A 24,102-nucleotide genomic window follows, 5' to 3' on the forward strand; every position below is an offset into this window, starting at 1 on the left:
GGCGGCGTCCGGCGCGCTCAGGACAGCGCGGGGATCACCTTCTGCTCGAACAGCTCGAGGCCCGAGGTGTCGTAGGCGGCCTCGGGGAAGTACGTGATCGCGTAGTCCATGCCGAGCTCGCCGATCGCGGCGAGCTTCTCGGTGACCTGCTCGACGGTGCCCACGAGGGCGCCGGGGGCGCGGTACTCACCCATGATGCGCTCCAAGGTGTCGCCGAGGTGCGGGGCCAGGCGCGCCTCGATCGCGCGCAGCCGCTCCTCGACCTCGGCCTCGGTCTCGCCGATCACCGTGTTGAAGTTGCTCGATCGGGTGATCTCGGCGAAGTCGCGCCCGATCCGGTCGGTGTGGCCGCGCAGGATCTCGCTCTTGGCGCGGAACACCTCCGGATCGCCGCCGGCGAAGTTCGTGTACGAGGCGTACTGCGCCGCGATCCGCAGGGTCACCTTCTCGCCGCCGCCGGCGATCCAGAACGGGATGCCGCCGTCCTGCAGCGGCAGCGGCTGCACGATCGCGCCGTCCACCTGGTAGAACTCGCCGTCGAGCGTGGCCTTGCCGGTGAGCCATGCCTGCTGCATGATGTCGACGCCCTCGCGCAGCATGCGCAGGCGGGCGGGCGCGTCGGGGAAGCCGTAGCCGTACGCGCGCCACTCGTGCTCGTACCATCCGGCGCCGATGCCCATCTCGGCGCGGCCGCCCGAGACGTGGTCGACGGTCGCCGCGACCTTGGCCAGGTAGGCCGGGTTGCGGTAGCTCATGCACGTGCACATCTGCCCCAGCCGCACGCGGCTCGTCGAGGCCGCGAACGCCGCCATGAGCGTCCAGGCCTCGTGCGTCGCCTCGGCGCTCGGCACGGGCGTGGTGTGGAAGTGATCGTAGACCCAGATCGACTCCCACGGGCCGGCGTCGGCACGCTGTGCCAGCCCGTTCATCGTGTTCCACTGCTCGGCGGTGTCGATGCCGACCAGGTCGAAGCGCCAGCCCTGCGGGATGAAGGTTCCGAATCGCATAGCGCTCACGCTACTCCCGCGCGGCGATGCGGGAGGGACGCGACCCGCGCCGATGCGGCGCCGACACGCCCGCGCGCTCAGGGCACGCGGTGCAGCCAGGCGTCGGTCGAGAACTTGGTGCGCACGAGCTCCTCGGCGGCCGCGTACTCCTCGGCCGAGACGGATCCGCGCGTCGCGCCCGTGTAGGCGGCGAAGGTCTCCATGAACCGGTCGATGATCGCCCGCCGGGGCATGCCCGTCTGGCTGCGCAGCGGATCCACCCGCTTGGCGGCCGAGACCGTGCCCTTGTCGCTGAGCTTCTCGCGCCCGATGCGCAGCACCTCGGTCAGCACCTGGCCGTCGATGTCGTAGCTGAGCGTGGCGTGGTGCAGCACGCCGCCGTTCGCGAGGCGCTTCTGCGCCGCGCCGCCGATCTTGCCGGTGGGGCTCGCGATGTCGTTGAGGGGCTGGTACGTCGCGTCGATGCCGACCGAGCGCAGCGCCTGCAGCACCCAGTCGTCGAGGTAGGCGTACGAGTCAGCGAACGTCAGGCCCGCCACGAGCGAGGCCGGCACGTAGAGCGAGTACGTGATGATCTGCTCGGCGCCCATGAGCATGGCGCCGCCGCCGGAGATGCGGCGGACGACCTGGAAGCCGTGCTTCGCCGCGCCATCCGGATCCACCTCGTTGCGGTACGACTGGAAGGATCCGATGACGACGGCCGACTCGTCCCACTCCCAGATGCGCAGCGTGGGCTTGCGCTCGCCGGCGCCGACGCGCTCGGTGAGCACCTCGTCGAGCGCGAGGTTCATCATGGGCGAGACGGCGGGGTCGTCGACGATCTCCCACTCGAAGTCGCGCCAGCCGGCGGCGGTGACGAGCGCGCGGCGCACGGCGGTGCCCACCGACTCCGGTGTGAAGCCCAGCAGCTGCGCGCCCTCCGGCAGCGCGCCGCGCACGGCGGCGGCGATCTGGGGCACGTCGGCGGTGTCGGGCAGGCCGTTCACGGCGGCGTTGATGTCGAGCAGCGCGTCGTCCGGCTCGAGGAAGAAGTCGCCCGCCAGGTGGAAGCCGCTGATCCTGCCGTCCACGACGTCGAGGTCGACGACGACGAGCTTGCCCCCTGGCACCTTGAACTCACCGTGCATGCTCCCACCCTACGACCGCGAAACAGCAACCCGGCGCCGAGACAGCGGCGTCTGCACGCTGTCTCGGCGCGCGGATGCTGTCTCGCCGGATGTGGGGGGGTCAGCGCGGGGGGAAGCGCGCGTCGAGCCAGGCGCGCAGGTCGGCGCGCACCTGCGGCCAGCTGGCGTCGTTGACGATCTCGTGGCGGGCGTCGGGGTAGACGAGGGTCGTGACGTCCTCGAAGCCGCCGCGGGTGCGGTAGGCGTCGGCCAGGCGGTGCACGGAGCGCGGGCCGCCCACCGGGTCGTCGCGGCCCACGAGCAGCAGGATCGGCACGTCGCGCCCGGCGGCCTCGCGCAGCCCTCGGCGGGGGCGGCCGAACAGGCGCGCACCGTCGACGAGACCGAAGAGCTTGCGCAGCGGCGTGGCGGTCGTCAGCGGGTCGGCGTGGAACGCGCTCGCGACGGCCGGATCGGTCGAGAGCCACTCGAGGCCGTTCGCCTGCGGTCCCCGCCAGCGCGCGTTCAGGTCGCCCGCGTTGAGGGAGCCCGGCCAGCGCAGCGCCGAGCCGCTCAGGACGACGGCGTCGTAGCCCGCGGGATCGGCATCGAAGAGCATCTGCGCGAGGAACGACCCCCACGAGTGCCCCAGCAGGACGAGCGGCAGGCCGGGACGCTCGTCCCGGATGATGCCGCTGAGCCGACGCACCGCGGCGAGCGCGGCGGGGTGCCCGCCCACGCCGAGCCTGCCGAGCAGGCGCGCGTCGCCGTGCTGCTTCATGCCGGTGCGGCCGTGGCCGCGATGGTCGTCCGCATACACGACGAAGCCCGCGCCCGTGAGCGCCTCGATGACGTGCGCGTAGCGTCCCGCGTGCTCGCCCACACCGTGCAGCAGCTGCACGACCCCGCGCGGCGCGCCCTCGGGCTCGTGGACGTCGTAGACGATCGCGACGCCGTGCGCGTCGATGAACTCGGGCATGAGTGGCACCCTATCGCCCCCGAACCGGCACGGCGATATCCGGGTTCCGTTAGCAAAGCTAATGAGCTAGGCTAATGATTCGAATGGCTAACGAATCACTCTCCTCCGACGCCTCCGAGATCCGCGCGGCGACCTTCCGCCTCTCGCGCCGCATGCGCCAGCAGCGCGCGGTCGCCGAGATGACCGACGGCCAGTTCGCGGTCCTCGCCCATCTCAACACCCTCGGATCGCACACGCTCTCAGCCCTCGCCGCGCGCGAGGGCATCACCGCGCCGTCGATGAACCGCACGGTGAACGGGCTCGAGGAGCTCGGCTACCTCACGCGCACCGAGGATCCGGCCGACCGGCGCCGCGTCGTCATCGCCATCACCGAAGCCGGCCGCACCGTCGTGGCCGAGACCACGCGCCGCCGCGACGAATGGCTCGGCCGCGTGCTCGCCGGGCTCCCGCCCGAGGACCGCGCCGTGATGCGCCGCGCCGCCGAGATCATCCTGCGCGAGGTCGAGCGCGACCCCCGCCTCGCCGCCGAGCCGCAGGCCGCGCCCGATCCGGCGGATCCGGGTCGCGAGGCCGCGCAGGACGGAGGCCGGCCGTGAACGCGATGTTCCGCTCCTTCGCCTCGTTCAACTACCGGGTCTGGTTCCTCGGCGCCCTCGTGTCGAACATCGGGTCGTGGATGCAGTCGACGGCGCAGAGCTGGGTGGTGCTCACCTACCTCACCGACAACGACGCGGGCGCGATGGGCCTGACCATGGCGCTGCAGTTCGCGCCGCCGCTGCTGCTCGTGGGCGTCACCGGCTGGGTCGTCGACCGCTTCGACCGGCGCCTGCTGCTCATCGTCACGCAGCTGCTGCTGGGCGTGCTCTCGGTCGCGACCGCCGTGCTGCTGCTGAGCGGCCTCATGACGCTCGGGATGATGTACGCCTTCGCGTTCGCGATGGGCATCGTCGCCGCCTTCGACAACCCGGCTCGGCAGACCTTCGTGACCGACATCGTGCGGCACGAGCTCGCCTCGAACGCCGTGGCGCTCAACTCGGCCTCGTTCAACAGCGCGCGCATGCTGGGCCCGGCCGTGGCCGGCGTGCTCATCGTCGCGATCGGATCGGGCTGGGTGTTCCTGCTGAACGCCGCGACGTACCTCGCGATGATCACCGCCCTCCTGCTGATGCGCACGCACGAGCTGCAGCCGCGCGCCGAGCAGAAGAACCGCTCGCGCCTCAGCGACGGGTTCCGCTACGTGCGCACCCGGCCCGACCTCATCGTCATCTTCGTGATGATCTTCCTGATGGGGGCGCTCGCGATGAACTTCCCCATCTACGCCTCGACGATGGCGCTCGAGTTCGGCCGGGAGGCCGACGGCTTCGGCCTGCTCAGCTCGATCATCGCGATCGGATCGCTGGCCGGCGCCCTCATGGCGGCGCGCCGCGATCGCGCCCGGATGCGGGTGGTCATCGCCGCGACGGGGGGCTTCGCCGCGATCGCGTTCCTGTCGTCGCTCATGCCCACCTACTCGCTCTACGCCATCGTCATCGTCGGCATCGGCTTCGCCACCGTGACCATGCTCACCACCGCGAACGGCTACGTGCAGACGACCACACCGCCCGCCGTGCGCGGGCGCGTGATGGCCATCTACATGGCCATCCTCATGGGCGGCACGCCCGTGGGCGCGCCGATCGTCGGCTGGATCGCGGCGGAGTGGGGCCCGCGCGCGGCGATCAACACCGGCGCCCTCGGCGGCCTCATCTCGTGCCTCATCGGGCTGACGTGGCTCATCGCGTCGGGGCGCATGCACCGCCACGAGCACCGCCGCCTCGGCTTCTCGATCGATGAGACCGTGTCGATCCCCGTCATCACGAAGCCGGGACCCGGGCCCGAGGAGTTCAGCGAGGAGATCGCGAGCACGACGCCCATCTCGATCGCCGACGACGATCCGGACGCCGAGCCGGCCCCGCGCCGCGCCTGACCCGCGTCAGCGGGCGAGGACCACCTGCAGCTGCTCCACGGCCCAGTCGAGCTCGGTGGCGCGGATGACCAGAGGCGGGGCGATGCGGATCGTCTGGCCGTGCGTGTCCTTCACGAGCACGCCGCGGGCCAGCAGCGACTCGGCGACCTCGCGGCCCGTGCCGTACGCGGGGTCGATGTCGACGCCCGCCCACAGCCCGGCGCGGCGGTAGCCCGCCACCCCGTGCGCGATGAGCGCGTCGAGACGCGTGCCGAGGTGCTCGCCGAGGGCCCGCGCGCGCTCCTGAACGGTGCCCTCGCGCAGCAGCTCGACGACCGCCAGGCCCACGGCCGCCGCGAGCGGGTTGCCGCCGAAGGTCGAGCCGTGCTCGCCCGGGCGGATCACGCCCAGCACGTCCTCGTCGGCCACGACCGCCGAGACGGGCAGGATGCCGCCGCCCAGCGCCTTGCCGAGCAGGTACACGTCGGGCACGACGCCCTCGCGGTCGCACGCGAACGTCTCTCCGGTGCGCCCGAGGCCCGACTGGATCTCGTCGGCGATGAAGAGCACGTTGCGCTCGCGCGTGAGCGCGCGCACCTCGCGCAGGTAGCCCTCGGGCGGGATCACGACGCCGCCCTCGCCCTGGATCGGCTCCAGCAGCACCGCGACGGTGTCGTCGTCGATCGCCGCCGCCAGCGCCGCGGCGTCGCCGAACGGCACGGCGGCGAATCCCGGCGCGTAGGGACCGAAGTCGTCGCGCGCGTCCGGGTCGTCGCTGAAGCCGACGATCGTCGTCGTGCGGCCGTGGAAGTTGCCGTGCGCGACGACGATCTTCGCGCGGTCGGCGGGCACGCCCTTCACACGGTAGCCCCACGCGCGGGCCACCTTGATGCCGGTCTCCACGGCCTCGGCGCCCGTGTTCATCGGCAGCACGAGGTCCTTGCCGCACAGCTCGGCCAGCGCGGCCGCGAACGGCTCGAGGCGATCCGAGCGGAACGCGCGGCTCGTGAGCGTGACGCGCCCCAGCTGCTCCGTCGCCGCGGCGACGAGGCCGGGGTGGCCGTGCCCGAAGTTGAGGGCGGAGTAGCCCGCGAGCAGGTCGAGGTAGCGGCGCCCCTCGACGTCGGTCACCCACGCGCCCTCGCCCGAGGCGATCGTGACGGGCAGGGGCTTGTAGTTGCGCGCGACGTGCGGCTCGGCCGTCATCGGGCGCCGCCCCGCAGCTCGAGCGTGCAGCACTTGATGCCGCCGCCGCCGAGCAGCAGCTCGGACAGATCGATCAGCACCGGGTTGTAGCCGCGCTCGCGCAGCTGCGCCTCGAAGCCGGTGGCACGCGGGGAGATGAACACGTTGCGGCCGTCGCTGGCCGAGTTCAGGCCGAACACCGCGCCGTCGGCGTCGGCGACGCGGATCGCGTCGGGGAAGCGGCGCTCCAGCTCGGCGCGGCTGGCGTCGTCGAAGGCGCCGGGCAGGTAGGCGATCGTGGGCGTCTGGCCCGGCGCGACGACGGGGTCGAGCACGCTCAGCGCGGTGTCGAGGTGGTAGAAGCGCGGGTCGACGAGCGTGAGCGAGACGACCTCGCGGTCGAACACGCGCGCGATCTCGGCGTGGCTGTCGTCGGTCGAGCGGAAGCCGCGCCCCGCCAGGACGACGTCGCCGGCGAGCAGGAAGTCGCCCTCGCCCTCGTTCGTGAACTCCGGCAGCACGACCTCGAAGCCGTGCGAGCGCGCCCATTCGATGAAGGCGGGCTCCTCGCCCTGACGCTCCTCGAAGCGGAAGCGCGGCGCGTAGAAGACGCCGTCGATCACGAAGCCGCCGTTGGCGGTGTAGACCATGTCGGGCAGGCCGGGGACCGGATCGATCAGCTCGACCTCGTGGCCGAGCTCGACGTACGTGTCGTACAGCTTCTGCCACTGCCGCACGGCGAGCGCCGTGTCGGTCGGGTTGGCCGGCTCCATCCACGGGTTGATCGAGTACGACACCGTGAAGTGCTCGGGCCGGCACATCAGGTACCGGCGCGGGTGCTGCGTGCGCTCGGAGGCGGGCGCGACGGCGACGGACATCTGGGACATGGATCGCTCCTCGTCGTGAAAACGGGCGGCGGACGCTGTCCTCGGGCACTGCGGAGTGACTCAACACCTACGCGAATGCACGCCGCACACATTCTGCCACGCGCCCGCTGCGAACCCCCGTCTCACACGGTGGGCGGCGAGTACGCCAGCTGCAGCACGAGGTTGCCGCGGTCGCGCGAGATGTACTGCGCGCGGCCCGGCACCGCGGGACGCGGCTTGACGTTGCCGATCAGCGCGCCCTCCTCGGTGGGGCCCGAGAGCATGATGCCGGGCGCTGCCAGGTCGCGCAGCGTCTGCGTCACCGGCTCGTAGAGGCTGCGCGAGGCGCCGCCGATGCGACGCGCGAACATCACGTGCAGGCCCACGTCGGCGGCCTGCGCCAGCAGCGGCTGCAGCGCGGCGAGCGGGTTGCCGCTCGCCGTGGCGACGAGGTCGTAGTCGTCGACGAGCACGAACGCCTCGGCGCCCGACCACCACGAGCGGTCGCGCAGCTGCTGGGGCGTCACATCCGGGCCGGGCAGGCGGTTGCGCAGGTACTGCGCGAGGCCCGCGATCTCCTGGGTCGCCTGATCCGCGGTCGTGTAGTAGCCGGCGAGGTAGTCCTCCGGCACCTCGGCCAGCAGCGCGCGGCGGTAGTCCACAATGAAGATCTGCGCCTGGGCGGGCGTGTAGAGCCGGCGCACCTCGCCGGCGATGCCGCGCAGGAACGACGTCTTGCCCGATCCGGAATCGCCGAACAGGTACAGGTGCGAGTCGGCGCGCGGATCGAAGCCGACGGGGCCGAGCGCGGCCTCGTCGATGCCGAGCAGGATCGAGCGCTGCAGCCGCTCGTCGGTGGCCGCGGCGCGCAGGTCGTCGAGCCGCAGCATCTCGGGCAGCAGGCGCAGCTTCGGGCCGGGGCGACCCTTCCACGCGGCGCCGACGCGGGCGACGAGGTCCTCGACGCCCTCCGCGAGCGAGTCGTCGTCGGCGACCCCGTCGACGCGCGGCAGCGCGCCGATCATGTGGTGACCGCTCATCGTGAGGCCGCGGCCGGGGCGCTCGCTGGGCACGTTCTTGGCGATGTTGCGGTTGATCTCCGAGTCCATCGGGTCGCCCAGGCGCAGCTCGAGCTTGCTTCCGAACGTGTCGCGGATCTGCGTGCGGAAGTCCATCCAGCGCGCGGTCGTCGCGACGATGTGCAGCCCGAAGGTGAGGCCGCGCGCCGCCAGCGCCTGGATCTCGAACTCCATCTCGTCGAACTCGGCCCGCAGGGTCGGCCAGCCGTCGACGATGAGGAAGATGTCGCCGTAGCCGTCGTCGACGCGCCCCTCGGCGCGCCAGCGCCGATAGGTCTCGATCGAGTCGATGCTGTGCGCCTTGAAGAACTGCTCGCGCGCGTTCAGGATCCCGAGGATCTCGGAGTACATGCGGCGGAGCACGTCGGGCTCGTTGCGCCCCGCGACTCCGGCCACGTGCGCGAGCCGCGACAGCGGCGTGAACGTGCCGCCGCCGAAGTCCATGACGTAGAACTGCACCTCGGCCGGGGTGTGGGTGAGCGCGAGGCCCGCGACGATCGAGCGCGCCATCGTCGACTTTCCGCTGCGCGCGGAGCCGACGATGGCGACGTGCCCGCCCGCACCCGACAGGTCGAGCTCCAGCACCTCGCGGCGCTGCTCGAGCGGGCGGTCGACGATGCCCAGCGGCAGCCGAAGGCGGCCGCGGCGCCGCCACGACGGCGACACGAGCCCGAGCGCGGGGTCCTCGACGAGGTCGCCGAACAGCTCGTCGAACGTGGGCGGCGTCTCGAGCGGTGGCAGCCACACCTGGTGGGCGGCCGGACCCTGCCCCTTCATGCGCTCGACGGCGATGTCGAAGGTGACGCGCGTCTCGGCCGGCTCGCTCGGGTCCACGTACGCCTCGGCGTCGTCCGCGGCCTGCGTGGGCGCGATGACGGGGGCGGCCGTGAACTGCTGCACCTTGACGTCGCGCACCGGCTGATCGGCGCTGCGCTGCGTGCGCCGCCGGGCCTTGGGGGGCGCCGACACGTAGGCGGCGCGGAACTGCGTGAGCGTGGACGCGTCGGACTTCAGGATGCCGTGGCCGCCGCCGCCGGGCAGCTCGAAGGCGTCGGGCACGCCGATGACGGCCCGCGAATCGGCCCCCGAGAACGTCTTCAGACCGATCCGGTACGACAGGTGCGAGTCGAGGCCGCGCAGCTTGCCCTCCTCGAGCCGCTGCGTCGACAGCAGCAGGTGCATCTGCAGCGACCGGCCGAGGCGGCCGATCGCGACGAACAGCTCGGTGAAGTCGGGCTTGGCGGCGAGCAGCTCGGAGAACTCGTCGGCGACGATGAACAGCGCCGGCAGCGGCGCGAGGTCGGTGCGGCCGCCCTTGCGCGCCTTCTCGTAGTCGGCCACGTTGGCGAAGTTGCCCGCGTCGCGCAGCAGCTCCTGGCGGCGCACCATCTCGCCCGTGATGGCGTCCTGCATGCGGTCGACGAGGGTGAGGTCGTCGCCGAGGTTGGTGATGACCGCCGCCACGTGCGGCATGTCGGCCATGCCCGCGAACGTCGCGCCGCCCTTGAAGTCGACGAGCACGAAGTTGAGGTCCTCGGACGAGTGCGTCATGGCCAGCGCGAGCACGAGGGTGCGCAGCACCTCGGACTTTCCCGATCCGGTCGCGCCGATGAGCATGCCGTGCGGGCCCATGCCCTGCTGGGCCGACTCCTTGATGTCGAGGATCATCGGCTGGCCGTCCACGGTGAGGCCGATGGGCACCCGCAGGCGGTCGCGCGCCCGGCGCGGGCGCCACGCGACGGCGGGATCGAAGTCGCGCACGTCCGGCAGGCCGAGCAGGTCGGTCAGCTCGGCCGAGACGGCCTTCTTCGGACCGGCCCCGGTCTCCTCGGCGACCTCGAGCAGCGGGGTGAGCCGGCGGGCGGTGGCCTCGGCGACGCTCACGCTGATGCGGTCGGGCACGGCCGGGTGCGGCGAGACGCCGCGGCGCGCGATGTGCATGATCTCGTGCCCTGATGCCTCGGCGAGCAGCAGGCGCAGCGTGTGCGGGTCGGTCAGCTCGCCCCACGTCTGCGGCAGGTCGAGCACGGTCACCCCGTGCACGCCGTCCTCCGAGGCGATCGGGTGGCCGGCCGGCAGGTGCCCGCCGTCGACGACGAGCAGGAGGTGGTGGCCCGAGACGGTGGTGCCTGGCGCGAAGCGCGGGCGCTCCGAGATGCCGGCGTCGACGAGCCCCTCGATGTCGGCCCACGTGGCGCCGACGAGGCGGGCGGGGCCGACGGCGTCGCGCTCGCGCGCCGAGTGGGCGTGCGGCAGCCACTTCGTCCACTCCCAGTAGGGGAGCGCGTCGGGCGCGGCGAGCACGGCGACCTGCAGCTGCGACGGGTGCACGAACGTCGTCAGGTGCGCGATCATCGCGCGGGCGAGGCCGCGCGCGCGTGCCTCCGATCCGGCGATCTCGATGCGGCAGGTGGAGAGGAGGTCGACGGCGTGCGGCAGCCCGGGCTGCACCTCGTGGGTGAGCACGAAGCTGTGCGCGGCGGAGGCGCTGACCGGGTCGAGCTGCGCGAGGGCGGGCACCGGCGCCTCCTCGAGGTCGAGCGACAGCGGCTGCACCGACGTGCCGATCCGCACGATGTACTGATCCGCCTGGTCCGCGCGCCGCTCCCACACGCGCGAGCCCTCCTCCGCGATGAAGGGCAGCGCCTCGGGATCGGGCAGCACGTACTCGGAGAACTCGCGCTGGCGGCGCGCCGTCTCGCGCACCACCTCGCGCGTCTCGGAGAGGTATGCGAGGTACTCGCGCCGGGTGTTGAGCACGTTCTCGGCGTGCGTCGCCTTCTGGCGCCAGATGTTGCCGCCGACCATGGCGAGCGCCATGAACAGGAACATGCCGCCCATGAGGTAGGTGCGCATCGGGTCGCCGCCCTGATTGAACGACATCAGGGCGATGGCGCCCATGCTGCCCACCATGGGCAGCGCCATCATGAGGGTGTTCGACATGCCCTCGGGCTTGGGCAGCTCGGGCGGTGGCTGGATGATCAGCTGGCCACCCGGCGGTGCCTGCGGCGGACGCTTGGTCGGCGCCGGCATGCTCACGTGTGGTTCCCCCTCCTGCCCGGACGACCCTGCCATAGTATGGCCCCAGGCGGGTCGCGGTTGCACACGCCTTCGAGGATCGGATCGAGAGCGTGGCGGGAACGAGCGTGAATCTCGTGCTCGCGGGGTCGGGCCGGAGGCGCGACCTCGCCGTGCCGAGCGACGTCACGGTCCGGGAGCTGCTGCGCGCGTCGGGACTGGACCCGCTGCGCATGGGCGTGATCGGCCCCGCCGGCGATCCGCTGCCCCTCGACGAGCCCGTCGGCGAAGGCCTGTCCGACGGCTCGCTGCTGTGGGTGTTCGACACGGCCGCCGCGGCCGACGCCTCGCGGGCCGCCGACGAGGCGCAGCGCCGCAGGGCGCGGGCCGGCGGGCACCCCGCGGTGCGCGTGGCCGTGCTCGTCACGCTGGCCGTGGCACTCACGATCGCGGCGGTCCTCCAGCCGCAGACGCCGTGGGCGGCCGTCGCCGCGGCGGCACTCGCGCTCGGCGCGGGCGCTCTCGCCTTCCACCCCGAGGCGGCGGAGAACGATGTGCGCGCCATGCTCGTGCCGATCGTCGCGTTCGCCGCAGGCGCCGTCGCGAGCTCGGGCACCGCGTCGCCGCAGGCCGTGCTCACCGTCGGGGCCGTGTGCGCCGCCACCGCCGCGTGCCTGCGCCACGGCTACGGCCTGCTGCGACGGCAGCCGGTGCTGCCGGTGACGGGCATCTCGGCCGTGACCTGGACGGTCACCGCCGCCGTGCTGGCCGTCTGCTTCCTCTTCGCGCTGCCCACCCACACGCCCGCCGCGCTGCTGCTCGGCGCCGTGCCGCTCGCGTTCCGCGCCCTCACGCCCGCATCGGTGCCGATCGACGAGGAGGATCTGCTCGACATGCCGTTCCTCATCCGCGATGCGCCCGGCGTCCGCGAGACCATGCCGCGGCCGCCGCGGCGCGTGGCGCGCGACGACATCGCCGGCACGATCCGCGAGGCCGGAAGGCGCCGCGACTCGGGCGCGATCCTGCTCGCGGCGATCTCCGCCGTCTCGGCGTGGGCGCTGCTCGACGCCGTGCCGGCCGGCACGGTCGCCGCCTGGTGCGCTCTCGGCGGTGTCGCCGGCGTGGCCGCCTTCCTCGGCCTGACGTCGCGCACCGCGCACCGCGGCATCACCAAGGTCGCCACCGGGGTGGGCGCCACGGCGACCCTCGTGCCGCTCGTGCTCCACGCCGCGCCCCTGTGGCCGCTGCTGCCGTTGCTCCTGGCGCTCGCCCTGGTCGTGTGCGGCCTGATCGCCGTGCTGCTGATCCGACCCGCGCAGGCCGGATGGCGCTCGCTCGGCTGGTCTCGCACGGGCGACATGCTCGAGGTCGCGTTCGTCGCCCTCACGCCCGCCGTGCTGCTCTACGCTTCCGGAATCATCGACGAGATCGGCAGGAGGATCGCATGACGATCGGCTCCGCACCCCCTCAGGACCCGTCGCGTCGGCAGGCGCGCGGCGCCCAGCCGCCCGCTCCGCCGCGGCCGCCCGCGGCGCGCGCCCAGGCGGCGCCGCCGCGCTACCCCACGTTCGACACCCCGCGCTCGCTCGTGCAGGTCCCCGCGGCGGCGGGGCCGGGGCCCCGCATCGCCGCATGGCTGATCGATCTCGCCGTCGTGGCCGTCGTCACGGTCGGCTCCTGGCTGCTGACGGGCTCGGTGCTCGTCACGGTGATCGTGGCCGCCGAGATCCTCGTCGGCCTCGCCGTGTGGGAGGGGCACACGGGATCCACCTTCGGCCAGCTCGCCCTCGGCCTGCGCACGGTGCGCGCCGGCACGGCGGTGTCGGCCGGGGCGCCGCGCGCCTTCCCGCGCGCGCTCGTCTTCGGCGCCTCGCACCTCGTCGTGGTGGGACCTCTCGTGCTGCTGCTCACCGTCATGGCGGATCGCTCGCGCCGGCGGCAGGCGTGGCACGACCGGATCGGCGACCTGCAGGTGATCGACGTGCGCCGCACCGAGTTCGTGCCCGCCGAGCAGGAGCCGCCCTCGCGCGCGGCCGCCCCATACGGCGCGGTGCCGCCGGGAGCCGCGCCCTACGGCGGCACGCAGGGCACCGGCCGCCCGGCCGGGGGCACGACCCCGCGGGCGGCGGGTGCGGGAACCCGCGGCCCGGCGCCCGCGCTCGTCGCGCCGGCGGGCGGCGCGCCTGTCCCGCCTCCGGGGCCCGCGCGGCCGCCCGTTCCGCCGCCGCCCCCGGCGCCCGAGCCCACGGCCTCCCCCGCCCCGACGGCGGCCGTGGCCCCCGCGGTCCCGCCGGCGGTTGCCGCCCCCATGGACGCGAGCCCGCCCGCGCGGCGCCGGTCGCTGCCTCAGGAGCCGGTGGCCGAGCAGAGCGCCCGCACCGAGGAGGAGGCGGGGCTGCCGCTGCACACCATGCTGCCGCGCGAGGCGGTCACCCGCTTCGGACAGCCCGAGCGACGCCGGCGCTCCTCGTCCGGCGCCGCCTCGGCGCCCTCCGGGCCCGTGCCCGCGTTCCGCACCGACGACGGCACGGTGACCCCCGTCGACCGCCTCGGCTACATCGGCCGCCGCCCGTCGGCGCCCGACGAGCACCCCGACGCGCTCCTCGTGACCGTTCCCGACGAGGACCGCTCGGTCTCCCGCTCGCACGGCCGCTTCGGCGTGACGAACGGTCAGCTCTGGTACGAGGACCTGGGATCGGGCAACGGCTCGATCCTCGAGCTGCCCGACGGGCGCTCCACGACGCTCACGTCGCACCAGCGCGTGTCGCTGCCCACCGACTCCAAGCTCATCATCGGCTCGCACACCGTGCGCATCGTCGAGCACCGGGGCTGACCCACCCCCGGTCCGCACGAGGCCAGGAGCCGCGCCCGACGGGCATGAGAAAGGCCCGGGACCACGTGGTCCCGGGCCTTCTGCTCACGTCACCAGGCGAGCTCGTCGCGGTCCTTGTCGTCGCCGCGACCGCCCGAGCGGCCGAGGGCGCCGAGGTCGGTGACGACCTCTTCCTCGTCAAGCTGCATGGCGATCAGGTCGAGCGAGTCGCGCCTCTTCTTGCGGTCGCTGCCCGCGCCCGCACCGCCGGCCATGACTCCGCCGCCGGTCGCGCCGCGCGCGGCGGCGCCCGCGCCGGCCGCGCCGCCCGTGCCTGCGGCTCCGGCGCCACCGCGACCCGCGGCTCCGCCGTTGCCCAGCACGCCGCCGTGGCCTGCCTTGCCGCTGAGCCCGCCGCGCGTTCGCGGTGCGCGCGAGCCGTTGCCGCCACCGGGTGCCGCGCCGCCAGCCATCACGCCGCCCGCGCCCACGCCGCCGACGCCGGCACCGCGAGCGCCCGCGGCGCCTCCCGCGCCGGCACCGCCGACGCCTGCGCCGGCGGCGCCCGCACCGCCGAAGATGCCGGGGCCGCCGGAGATGCGCGCCGCGACGCCGGCGCCGATCGCTCCGCCGCCGAGGGCCGCGCCGATGCCCACGCCGCCTCCGTTCGCGCCGCCGCCGACGCCACCGCCGATCCCGCCGCCGAGACCACCGCCGATGCCGCCCGCACCGGGCACCGTCGGCGCGCCGGGCGTGAGGCCGCCGTCGATGCGGATGGGGCCGCCCTCGATGTCGCCGATCCCGATGCCGCCGGGAGGAACCGTGCCTCCCGGCCCGGGTAGCGACGGAACGGTCGGCGAGGGAAGCGGGTAGTCCGGAAGCGTCTGACCAGGCGTCGGGACCGTCGGCGTCGACGGGGTCTGCGGGAACGTGCCGCCGTGGATCGGATCCATCGGCCGCACCTGACCGCCGCCGTATCCGCCGCCGCCCGGCACGCCGCCGCCGTACCCGCCACCGGGGCCCAGCAGTCCGCCGGTGCCGCCGGTGCCGATCGGCTCAGGGGTCGGACCGGGGATCGGATCGGGGGCATCCCGCGGCGGAAGATCAGTGTCGACAGGCTCCGGCAGCGAGGCTCGGGCGTTGTTCATGCCCCTCTCGAATTCACCGAGCGCCCTGGCCGCCGCTTCCTCCCGCCGTCGCTCATTCTCGCCGATGAGCCAGTCCGCCGCGATGTCGCCCGCGACGTACCCGAGCGGCCCCGCGAAAACCGTGCCTCCAGTCTTGAGGGCGATCTCGATCGTGTTGCGATCGCTCTCCGAGAGGTCGGTACCGGGCAACGACTCGAGCGCCGCAGCGGCGTCGCCGAACGCGCGCGTGGCCGTGGTCCACGCCGGGGTGTGACTGCCCAGATTCGTCCTCAGATTTTCGAGCTTCGCCGCCAGCGCGTCGAGCCGATCGCCGGATGCGTCCGCGATCTTCCCCGTGAAGCCGGGAGCGCTCCGCACATTGCGGATGGCAGTGACCACATCGTCCAGAGCGGCCTTCGTGTCGTACACCCGGTTGCTGAGCGCCTCGCGCGCGTCGCCATTGTGATACGTCGCCGCAAGAGCGCGGAGGCGCTCCTCATTCGTCCCCGCCATCTCAGGCCTCCAGTGTGTCGATCGTGGCGTTCACCGCGGCAAGGAACTCCTGCGCCATGGCGGCATCGGCGTCTTCGACGTCCTCCAGCGCGGCGCGGAGCTGCTCCGCGATGTACAGAGCCTCTGCCCGCGCCTCGGAGAGAAGCTGCACACCCGCTGACATGTTCTTGGTGAACCGTGCGCGGAAGTCCTGCGACATCTGGTCGTTCGCCCACACCGTCGCCGTCAGCTGAGCGTCTGCGCCGCTCAACTCTCCACGCGCGAAGGTGATCGTCTCCGCAAGCTCGTTCAGCCTGCTGACCTGATCCGCGATCTGATCGCGATCCGCGCCGAGTTCCTGACTCATCGTTCCCTCCCCGATTCGTCCAACGTGGGCAATGCTAGGGGCTGGCCCGCTCCATGCCTATGGAGAGAACTACCCACTCTGCGTCAGCGAGGCGGTTGCGCCCCGGGGCTCGCCCCCGCGCCGGGAGGTGGGGGCTGCTGCCCGTACGTCCCCGGCGGGTATGAGCCTTGCGGCGGCTGGCCGTAGTAGCCCTGCGGCGGGTGCGGCCCAGGCACCGGCTGCCGCTGCTTGCGACGCGCGGCCAGCACCACGACCAGCACGATCACACCGACCAGCACCACCCCGCCACCGAGTAGCCCCAGCACCAGACCCATCGGGAACGGCTCACCCTCGGAGCCGCCGCCGGCGCCCTCATCAGAGTCGGCTCCCGCGGCGGGGGCATCCCCGATCGGCGGATCGATCGGGTACTCGTTGAATTCGCCCGAGTACACGCCGGCCTCGTACTGCGCGGGCGTCGGCACGCCCTCGGCGGTGATCAGCGGGTTCTCATCTGGGAACTGGGTCGGGTCCGTCGCCAGCAGACGCGGCAGATCGATGAACCCGTACCCCTCCTCGTCCGTGTGCACCGGATCGGGATTCGCGTGCGAGGCCGTGTGGATGAGCGACTGCAGAATCTGATTCGACGTCGCCTCCGGCCACTTCTGCATCGCCAGGGCAAGGCTGCCTGCGGTGAACGGCGCGGCAAGCGACGTGCCGCTCATCAGCATGGGCCGGTCCCAGGTGCCCGCATCGCCGCGCTGATACGTCAGCGAGCCGTCGCCCGGAGACACGATCGTGAGCCACGGCGCGATCACGGGGTCGTCCCTCACGCCGCCGGGGCCGAAGCTCTCCACCGAGACGGCGCCGTTGAACGAGGCGGTGGTGCTGCCATCGCCGAGCTCGTTCGTATCCGCTCCCGCGTTGCGATTGGAGGCGACAACGATCACACCCGCCTTGACGGCCTGGATCAGCGCGGTTGCGAACTGCCCGTCGACGCCCTGCCCGCTCGTGAAGAGGATGATGTCGGCACCGCGCTCGACAGCGTCACGCACGTTCTGGACGCTGTACTCCTCGTCTGTCGCGCAGAGGGGCACGTCATCTCCCTGGCCGTACACGGCGGTGTACACGAGCACTTCGGCGCCCGCTGCAACGCCCGGGATGCCCGGGTTTCCGCCCACCGGCTGGCCGTTGCCCGCGAGCATCGTCGCGACATCCGTGCCGTGCTGCGCGGTGGCGCCATCATCCAGAATCGGCACCTCCTCCCCCGAGGCGCACTCGGTAGCGCCCGCGCCGACGATGTTCGCTCCCCGCAGCGCCGGCGCATCGGCATTCACGGGCGTGTCCATCAGCGCGATCGTCACGCCCTCGCCCGTCACCTCCGCATGCGCGGCCGCGACCCCGGCATCCGTGTACCACCACAGGCCGCTCTCATAGTCCGACGCCGCACCCGCCGGCGCCGCCGCCCCCAGCAGCAACACCAGACCCGCAGCGGCCGCCGTCATCCGCCTCACACCACGCTTCACGCGCCCACCCTTCCGCTCACGCGACAGACGTCCCGGCGACCCGCATCGCACGAGCAGTGCCGGCACGCCGTCATGAGCAACCTACCCAACTCCCCCGCGAATGGGGCGGGCAGCCGTGCCCATCGCGACCGCGCGACACCGCCGGTACGATCGGACGCTCCTACCCGCCCTGCCCGTGCGGCGCCTGCGGCGGCCTGGGCGGAGGTGGGTACTGGCCCTGCGGCTGCTGCCCGTAGGCGGGCGGCGGGTATTCGCCCTGCGGCGGCTGGCCGCCGTAGTATCCCTGCGGCGGGTGCGGACCGGGCACCGACTGCCGCGGCTTGCGGCGCGCGGCGAGCACCACGACCAGCACGATCACCCCGACCAGCACCACCCCGCCACCGAGCAGCCCCAGCACCAGACCCATCGGGAACGGCTCGCCCGCCGAGCCGGCACCGTCATCGCTGCCCTCGCCCGGTACGGGCCCCGCAGCGGGGGCCTCCCCGATCGGCGGATCGATCGGGTACTCACCGAATTCGCTCGAGAACACGCCGGCCTCGAACTGTGCGGGCGTCGGCACGCCCTCGGCCGCAATGAACGGGTTCTCGTCGGTGAACTGGGTCGGGTCCGTCTCCAGCAGTCGCGGCACGTCGATGAACCCGTACCCCTCCTCGTCCGTGTGCACCGGATCCGGGTTCGCGTGCGAGGCCGTGTGGATCATCGACTGCAGGATCTGATTCGACGTCGCCTCCGGCCACTTCTCCATCGCCAGCGCCAAGGCTCCGCCCGTGAACGGCGACGCGAACGACGTCCCCGCCAGAAGCTGCGGCTCGTCCCACGCGCCCGCGTCGCCGCGCCGATACGTCAGCACAGTGTCGCCGGGAGCCACGATCGCCACCGACGGCGACACCACCGGCTCATCCCGCGAACCACCGGGACCGTGCGTCTCCACGCCCACGACACCGTTGAAGGTGGACACCTCCATACCGGGCGGGTACACATCGCCGAAGTTGTCGTGCGCCGCCGTGACGATCACGCCGGCGTTGATCGGGCACGGATGTTCGCGCCCGCCAGCGCCGGCGCATCCGCGTTCACCGGCGAATCCATCAGCGCGATCCTCACGCCCTCACCCGTCGCCTCCGCGTGCGCGTCCGCGACCCCGGCATCCGTGTACCACCACAGACCGCTCTCGTCGTCCGACGCCGCACCCGCCGGCGCCGCCGCACCGAGCAGCAGCAGCATCACGCCCGCAGCAGCAGCCGCCATCCGCCCCGTTCGGCGGGGGCGACGCCCAGTGCGCACGCTCATCTCGATCCCTCCGGAGCCTGGCGTGGCGCGGAGGACTCCCGCGCCGCCCGCTCCTGACGTTCCCATCGCTTCCGGCGCGCACGACGGAGGACGACCGTCCACAGCACGATGACGGCGAGGAGGACCACCCCGCCACCGATCGCGCCGATCAACAGCGCCTCGTCGGACGGGCGGTTGTTCCCCCACCGGGAGTACCACAGGGAATCCGACTCCGTGGCCGCCGTCGCAAGCAGCGTCGGCAGCGCCGCGGCCATCACGGCCGCCCCATACGCCAGCTCACCCTTCATGGGCCGCCTTCCCGTCTCGCGCTCGCGCGCCGATGATGCCACGCGTCCGAGCCCCGTCCGGCGCCGGACGCGAAGATGGGCGGCGCCCGCTCACGCGGACACCGCCCATCTGGTCAGCCTGAGGCTCAGGCGAAGCGCTTGGCGTTCGCCTGCTCCGTCTGCTGGAACTGCTCGCCGTCGCGCTGCACCTGCTGGCCGATCTGCGTCAGCAGGATCTTCATGTCCGCGATCGCCTGGTTCCAGTTGCGCTGAGCGATCTGGTACGACTCGGACGCCGAACCCGACCAGTCCGAGCGGAGCGGCGCGAGCGCGCGGTCCATGTCGGCCAGGTGGGACTCGATCGTGCTGGCGCCGGACGAGATGTCGGCCGCGGCGGTGGCGATGCCACCGAAGTTCGCCTTGAAGGTCATGATTCTCTCTCCCTAGGTTCCGGTCAGCCCAGACGGCTCTGAAGGTTGCTCATCGCCGACGCCGACGTGTCGTCGGACGTCGTGTAGCCCACCTGCGAGGACTTGAGGTTGGCCTCGAACGCGTCGAGGTTGTCGGTGATCTTCTTGGCCTGGGCGCGCCAGGCCTGCATGAGCGACGTGAAGGCCGTCGCGGCGGAACCCTGCCACGACGCGCCGATGCCGGCGAGCTTGCCCTCCAGCTGCGTGATGTCGGTGTTCAACTGAATCTTCGCCTGCGCGACGATCTGAGCGCCGCGCTCAATAGCACCATCTGCGGCGGAAACCTCGTTGGCCATATTCATCTCCAAGTTCTGGGGCGACGTATGTCACCCGGTCATGGACCCCTCGGATCCCCCCTACGGGAACCATCACCGGATGCCCGGCGACGCGACCCACCATACAGAGACGCCCAAGGCGGACCAATGGGTACCACTCCCCATCGGACGCGTCCCTATACTGAGTGCGGCGCTGGGACACAGGGGAGCGGATGAACGAACGCGACGGAGGCACCGCAGTGGCGGCGCCTCAGCTGCTGAAGCTCACGATCCAGTCAGGCGAACGCCGCGTGGACGTCGCGCTTCCCGGCGGGGTCCCGGTCGCCGAGATCGTGCCGTCGGTCGCGCAGCGCCTGCGGGTGCTCGACCCCGTCGACGCGCACGCCGGCTACTGGTTCGTGCGCTCGGACGGCGAGCGGCTCGACCCCGACCGCTCGCTCGTGGCGCAGCGGGTGCAGGACGGCGATGTGATCGCGCTGCAGGTCGGCGCCGACTCGACCCCGCCCAAGACCTACGACGACATCGTCGAGGCCGTCGCCGACGTCGTCGAGGAGCAGGCGAAGCCCTGGACGCCCGCCGACACCGTGACCACCACGACCGTGACGGCGTCGGTGCTGCTGACCGTGGCGGCGCTGCCCGTGCTCGTCGCCGAGCTCGCGGGCGAGCACTCGCTCATCGCGCCGATCGGCACCGGGCTGGCCGCCGTCCTGCTGCTCATCTGCGCGACCGTGCTCGAGAAGATCGGCACGCCGCCGCAGGCGCCGGTCGCCCTCGTGCAGGTCGCGGCGCTGCACGCGGCCGTCGCGGGGTTCACCGCCCTGGGCGTGGCTCCCGGCTGGGGCCTGCCGACCGCCCTGGCGGGCGCGGGCGCCGCCCTCGTCGGCGGCGTCGCCATGCTGCTCGTGTCCAAGCCGCGCGAGTACTCGCTCATCCCCCTCGTCGTCGGCGGCGTCATGGGCCTGTCGGGCCTCGTCGTCTTCCTCACCGGCGCCGCGCCGGCGTCGATCCTCGCGATCGCCCTCGCCGCCGCCGGCATGGCCGGCCTCGGCATCCCGTGGCTCGCGCTGGCATCCACGTCGCTGCGGGTCGCGTCGGCGCGCGACGACTCGGAGATCTACGCCGCACCCGCGGAGGTCTCGCGCGCGCAGGTCGCCGAGCGCTACGCCATGGGCCACCGCTTCCAGGTCGCGCTGCGGATCGCGACGGGCGCGATCGCGCTGCTCGCCACCGCCCCCGTCGTCGCATCCGGCCTGCCGGGCCTGGCCCTGGCCGTCTTCACGTACGTGGCCCTCGTGCTGGGCGTGCGACAGGTGTTCTCGCGCGCCGACATCGTCGCGGTGACGGCCACCGCCATGGTCGGCGCCGTGCTCACGGTCTTCGTCGCCGTCACCGCGTTCCCCGATTGGAGCACGGGGCTCATCATCGTGCTCGCGGTCGTGGCCGCCGCCGTGATCGGGCTCGGGCTGCTCGCCCCGAAGAAGCGTCTCTGGCTCGACCGCGTCGCCGACCCGGCCGAGATCGTGACGATCGCGCTGCTGCCGCCGCTGGCGATCCTCGTGGGCGGGTGGTTCTGACGCATGGCGTCGAAGCAGGAGCTCATCCAGGCGCACCGCTTCAGCCGGCGGCGACTGCTGACGGCCTTCACGAGCGGCGCCCCCGGCGGGCGTGAGCTGGCGCCGGCGAAGCCGCTGCGCGGCGTGGTCGTCGGCCTCGCGCTGGCCGTGCTGACCGCGGTCGGCACCCTCGTCGTCGGCTCGTTCACGGGCACGCTCCCCGACGGCTGGAAGGACGCCTCGGTGGTCGTCGTGAAGGGCGAGGGCACGCGGTACGTCGCCATCAACGGCACCCTCTACCCCTTCCTCAACCTCGCCAGCGCCCGGCTCGCGACCGGATCGTCCGACATCCTCGAGGTGACGGCGGATCAGCTGGCCGGCATGCCACGCGAGTCCGCCCCGATCGGGATCGCCGACGCCCCCGACGCGCTGCCCGAGGCCGAGCGCCTGATCGACGCCGCCTGGACCTCGTGCGTCTCGGACGAGATCGGCCGCGCGATCGCGGGCGAGACCGTCTACGGCGAGGACGGCAACCCGATCGAGGCGGCTCCGTCCACCCGCATCGCGACAGCCGGCGTGCCCGGCACCGCCCCCGTCGCCGACATCGTGCTCGACCCGGCCGGCACCGCGTACTACGTGACCGGATCGATGCGGTACGAGATCCCCGCGCAGGTCGAGGCCATGAGCCTGGCCCTGCAGGTGACGCACCAGCCGCGCACCGTCAACGCCAACTGGCTGAACCTGCTCGACCAGGGCACGCCGCTGCGCGCCCTCTCGTTCGACCGCCTGGGTCAGCCTGCCGAGGACACGGACCTGCGGGTCGGGCAGATGGTGCAGACGCAGGACGCGGAGGGCGCCGTGACGGGCGACTACATCGTCACCGACGACTCGCGGCTCGTGCGCCTCAACGCGTTCGCGCGCGAGCTCGCCGCGATGTCGGTGAGCGAGGATCCGACGCTCCAGGAGCCGGTCACCATGAGCGTGACCGAGGCGGGACCGCTCATCTCGGAGGAGAGCGCGATCCCGGAGGACTGGCCCACCTACCTCGCGGCCCCGGCCGAGGGGGCGACGTGCGTGCGCATGGAGCCCTCGGAGTTCCCGGCGACCGACGGCGCCGAGGTGCTGCGCCCCACCGTGACGGTGAGCGCCGCTCCGGCCGACCTCACGCCCGGCCCCGTCGTCGAGCCCGGCGGCGGCGCCCTCGTCGACGCCGTGTCGGCCGGCGGCGGCGACGCCTTCGGCTACATCTCCGAGAACGGCGTGTACTTCCCGATCGCGACCTTCGCCGACGTCGAGCGGCTCGGGTACGCGCGCGATGACATCGTGATCGTCCCCGCCGGCTGGGCGCGGCTGTTCCCCATCGGCCCCGAGCTCAGTCAGGACGCCACGGGAGTGGTGGCCTCGGAGGGCTCGTGAGCCGGCGCGGGCCGATCGGCGCACTGGCCGTCGCCCTCGCCGTCGGCGGGCTCGCGGTCGCACCGGCGCAGCCGGCCGTCGCGCAGACCGAGGAGCCGTGCCTGCAGGCGCAGCCGCTCATCGAGGGCTCCGGCAACTCGCTCGTCGAGCGGCTGGGACTCGAGAAGGCCTGGCAGGTCACGCGCGGCGAGGGCGTGACGGTCGCCGTCGTCGACAGCGGCGTCGACGCCGACAACGCGCACCTGCGGGGCGCGCTCGCGGGCGGGCAGACGACGTTCGCCCCCGCCCCCGGCCAGAACCCGTCCGTCGACCCCGGATCGGACCTGTACGGGCACGGCACGGCGGCCGCCGGTCTCATCGCGGCGCGCAGGATCGACGGCTCCGACGTGGTGGGCGTGGCCCCCGCCGCGACCGTGCTGCCGCTGCGCGCGTTCCAGGTGCCCTCCACCGAGGACGACCAGAACGTGGGCCCCTCCGCCGCCTCGGTGGCGAACGCGATCCGGATCGCGGCCGATCAGGGCGCGCAGATCATCAACCTCTCGCTCTCGCAGGCCGCGCCGAGCGGCGAGATCCAGGGTGCGGTGCAGTACGCGCAGGACCGGGGCGCGCTCATCGTGGCCAGCGCCGGCAACCGCGGCACGAGCGAGGACGACGCCGACGGCGTGCGCTACCCCGCCGCGTACGACGGCGTGCTCGGCGTGAGCGGGGTGACCCTCGCCGGGGAGTGGGACTTCGGGGCGTCGTTCGCCGGCGAGCACGTGGACGTCGTGGCGCCGGGCCAGGGGCTGCTCGCGCCGTGGTGCGGTGGCGGCGACACGTCGCTGGGCGACGAGGTGTCGGCCAGCTGGGCCACCGCGGTCGTCTCGGGCATCGCGGCGCTCGTGGCGTCGGCGCACCCCGACGAATCTCCCGAGCAGTGGGCGCACCGGATCATGGCGACGGCGCTGCGGACCACGCCCGACGCGCGCAAGGACACCGTCGGCTGGGGCGAGGCGCGCCCCTACGAGGCCGTCGCGTTCGTCGACGACGGCGGCGTGCCCGGCCCGGACTCGCCCACGTACGAACGGCCGGCCGACGTCGTCATCGACGACAGCGAGATCCGCATCGAGGCGCCCCGCGATCCGCTCGCCGGCGCGAGGGAGATCGTGGCCTGGACGCTCGCGGGCGGCGTGGCGGTCTCGCTCACCGCGCTCGTCATCGGCCGCCTCGGCACGCGCCGTCCCGTCCGCCGCCGCTGAACGCGTTGTCCTTTTTTGATCTGCGCCGCTCGGGCACCCGCTTCGCGGGTGCCGCTCGCCCGGCGATCCGCCGGTCGATCATGAACTCGAACATCGGCACCTTGTGGTCCATGAG

Annotated in this window: 21 protein-coding genes; 7 read left to right on the forward strand and 14 right to left on the reverse strand. The window is 73.1% G+C overall.

Annotated elements, in window-relative coordinates; genetic code table 11:
• Positions 1 to 17: 17 nt before the first annotated feature.
• From ACWDR7_RS05345 to ACWDR7_RS05355, 3 genes are all read right to left on the reverse strand, one after another.
• Positions 18 to 1,007 carry an LLM class F420-dependent oxidoreductase gene (locus ACWDR7_RS05345; RefSeq protein ID WP_449853889.1) on the reverse strand — a complete coding sequence of 330 codons (990 nt, stop codon included), beginning with the start codon at positions 1,005 to 1,007 and terminating at the stop codon, positions 18 to 20.
• A gap of 77 nt (positions 1,008 to 1,084) precedes the next feature.
• Complete coding sequence (locus tag ACWDR7_RS05350; RefSeq protein ID WP_449853890.1) at positions 1,085 to 2,134, reverse strand: lipoate--protein ligase family protein; 1,050 nt, start codon at positions 2,132 to 2,134, stop codon at positions 1,085 to 1,087.
• A gap of 100 nt (positions 2,135 to 2,234) precedes the next feature.
• Complete coding sequence (locus ACWDR7_RS05355) at positions 2,235 to 3,092, reverse strand: alpha/beta hydrolase (RefSeq protein WP_449853891.1); 858 nt, start codon at positions 3,090 to 3,092, stop codon at positions 2,235 to 2,237.
• Between the two features lie 83 nt (positions 3,093 to 3,175).
• On the opposite strand from ACWDR7_RS05355, the gene ACWDR7_RS05360 reads away from it, so the two are divergent.
• Together ACWDR7_RS05360 and ACWDR7_RS05365 are read left to right on the forward strand one after the other, a co-directional pair.
• Positions 3,176 to 3,688 (forward strand): MarR family winged helix-turn-helix transcriptional regulator, encoded by a 513-nt coding sequence (locus ACWDR7_RS05360; protein ID WP_449853892.1) that lies wholly within the window; start codon positions 3,176 to 3,178, stop codon positions 3,686 to 3,688.
• A gap of 5 nt (positions 3,689 to 3,693) precedes the next feature.
• Complete coding sequence (locus ACWDR7_RS05365) at positions 3,694 to 5,055, forward strand: MFS transporter (RefSeq protein WP_449853912.1); 1,362 nt, start codon at positions 3,694 to 3,696, stop codon at positions 5,053 to 5,055.
• Positions 5,056 to 5,061: 6 nt separating this feature from the next.
• On the opposite strand, the gene rocD is transcribed toward ACWDR7_RS05365, so the two are convergent.
• The 3 genes from rocD to eccCa form a co-directional block, all read right to left on the reverse strand.
• The gene (gene rocD, locus ACWDR7_RS05370; protein WP_449853893.1) at positions 5,062 to 6,240 is read right to left on the reverse strand and encodes an ornithine--oxo-acid transaminase; all 1,179 of its coding nucleotides are present in this window, start codon (positions 6,238 to 6,240) and stop codon (positions 5,062 to 5,064) included.
• A complete protein-coding gene (gene ddaH, locus ACWDR7_RS05375; protein ID WP_449853894.1) occupies positions 6,237 to 7,106 on the reverse strand; it encodes a dimethylargininase in 870 nt (289 codons plus the stop codon). The genes rocD and ddaH overlap by 4 nt, the downstream gene beginning before the upstream one ends.
• A 122-nt stretch (positions 7,107 to 7,228) precedes the next feature.
• Complete coding sequence (gene eccCa / locus ACWDR7_RS05380; RefSeq protein ID WP_449853913.1) at positions 7,229 to 11,197, reverse strand: type VII secretion protein EccCa; 3,969 nt, start codon at positions 11,195 to 11,197, stop codon at positions 7,229 to 7,231.
• 98 nt (positions 11,198 to 11,295) lie between these two features.
• Between eccCa and ACWDR7_RS05385 the strand changes: the two genes are divergently transcribed.
• Both ACWDR7_RS05385 and ACWDR7_RS05390 read left to right on the forward strand, forming a co-directional pair.
• Positions 11,296 to 12,630, forward strand: coding sequence for a hypothetical protein (locus ACWDR7_RS05385; RefSeq protein ID WP_449853895.1), 1,335 nt, complete (start codon positions 11,296 to 11,298; stop codon positions 12,628 to 12,630).
• Positions 12,627 to 14,015, forward strand: a complete 1,389-nt coding sequence (locus ACWDR7_RS05390; protein ID WP_449853896.1) for an RDD family protein — start codon at positions 12,627 to 12,629, stop codon at positions 14,013 to 14,015. Before ACWDR7_RS05385 ends, ACWDR7_RS05390 begins: the two co-directional genes overlap by 4 nt.
• An 89-nt stretch (positions 14,016 to 14,104) precedes the next feature.
• Here the strand turns inward: ACWDR7_RS05390 and ACWDR7_RS05395 are convergent, their stop codons facing one another.
• From ACWDR7_RS05395 to ACWDR7_RS05430, 8 genes are all read right to left on the reverse strand, one after another.
• Positions 14,105 to 15,634, reverse strand: coding sequence for a hypothetical protein (locus tag ACWDR7_RS05395; protein WP_449853897.1), 1,530 nt, complete (start codon positions 15,632 to 15,634; stop codon positions 14,105 to 14,107).
• Position 15,635: 1 nt separating this feature from the next.
• Positions 15,636 to 15,980 carry a hypothetical protein gene (locus tag ACWDR7_RS05400; RefSeq protein ID WP_449853898.1) on the reverse strand — a complete coding sequence of 115 codons (345 nt, stop codon included), beginning with the start codon at positions 15,978 to 15,980 and terminating at the stop codon, positions 15,636 to 15,638.
• Positions 15,981 to 16,063: 83 nt separating this feature from the next.
• Positions 16,064 to 17,482: a S8 family peptidase gene (locus ACWDR7_RS05405; protein ID WP_449853899.1), complete on the reverse strand. Its 1,419-nt coding sequence runs from the start codon at positions 17,480 to 17,482 to the stop codon at positions 16,064 to 16,066.
• Positions 17,483 to 17,642: 160 nt separating this feature from the next.
• Positions 17,643 to 18,497, reverse strand: a complete 855-nt coding sequence (locus ACWDR7_RS05410) for a S8 family serine peptidase (RefSeq protein ID WP_449853900.1) — start codon at positions 18,495 to 18,497, stop codon at positions 17,643 to 17,645.
• Positions 18,494 to 18,706 (reverse strand): hypothetical protein, encoded by a 213-nt coding sequence (locus tag ACWDR7_RS05415; protein WP_449853901.1) that lies wholly within the window; start codon positions 18,704 to 18,706, stop codon positions 18,494 to 18,496. The genes ACWDR7_RS05410 and ACWDR7_RS05415 overlap by 4 nt, the downstream gene beginning before the upstream one ends.
• A gap of 59 nt (positions 18,707 to 18,765) precedes the next feature.
• On the reverse strand, positions 18,766 to 19,098 hold the full coding sequence (locus tag ACWDR7_RS05420; protein WP_449853902.1) for a hypothetical protein: 333 nt from the start codon (positions 19,096 to 19,098) through the stop codon (positions 18,766 to 18,768).
• Between the two features lie 83 nt (positions 19,099 to 19,181).
• Positions 19,182 to 19,466, reverse strand: a complete 285-nt coding sequence (locus ACWDR7_RS05425; RefSeq protein WP_449853903.1) for a WXG100 family type VII secretion target — start codon at positions 19,464 to 19,466, stop codon at positions 19,182 to 19,184.
• Positions 19,467 to 19,489: 23 nt separating this feature from the next.
• Positions 19,490 to 19,801, reverse strand: coding sequence for a WXG100 family type VII secretion target (locus tag ACWDR7_RS05430; protein ID WP_449853904.1), 312 nt, complete (start codon positions 19,799 to 19,801; stop codon positions 19,490 to 19,492).
• Positions 19,802 to 19,992: 191 nt separating this feature from the next.
• Between ACWDR7_RS05430 and eccD the strand changes: the two genes are divergently transcribed.
• Genes eccD through ACWDR7_RS05445 form a run of 3 tightly spaced genes read left to right on the forward strand, consistent with a single transcriptional unit; the run spans position 19,993 to position 23,987 of the window.
• Positions 19,993 to 21,354 (forward strand): type VII secretion integral membrane protein EccD, encoded by a 1,362-nt coding sequence (gene eccD / locus ACWDR7_RS05435; RefSeq protein WP_449853905.1) that lies wholly within the window; start codon positions 19,993 to 19,995, stop codon positions 21,352 to 21,354.
• 3 nt (positions 21,355 to 21,357) lie between these two features.
• A complete protein-coding gene (gene eccB / locus ACWDR7_RS05440) occupies positions 21,358 to 22,749 on the forward strand; it encodes a type VII secretion protein EccB (RefSeq protein ID WP_449853906.1) in 1,392 nt (463 codons plus the stop codon).
• Complete coding sequence (locus ACWDR7_RS05445) at positions 22,746 to 23,987, forward strand: S8 family serine peptidase (protein WP_449853907.1); 1,242 nt, start codon at positions 22,746 to 22,748, stop codon at positions 23,985 to 23,987. The genes eccB and ACWDR7_RS05445 overlap by 4 nt, the downstream gene beginning before the upstream one ends.
• The last annotated feature ends 115 nt before the right edge of the window (positions 23,988 to 24,102 follow it).

It is taken from the genome of Microbacterium sp. NPDC003461, from assembly GCF_053588335.1.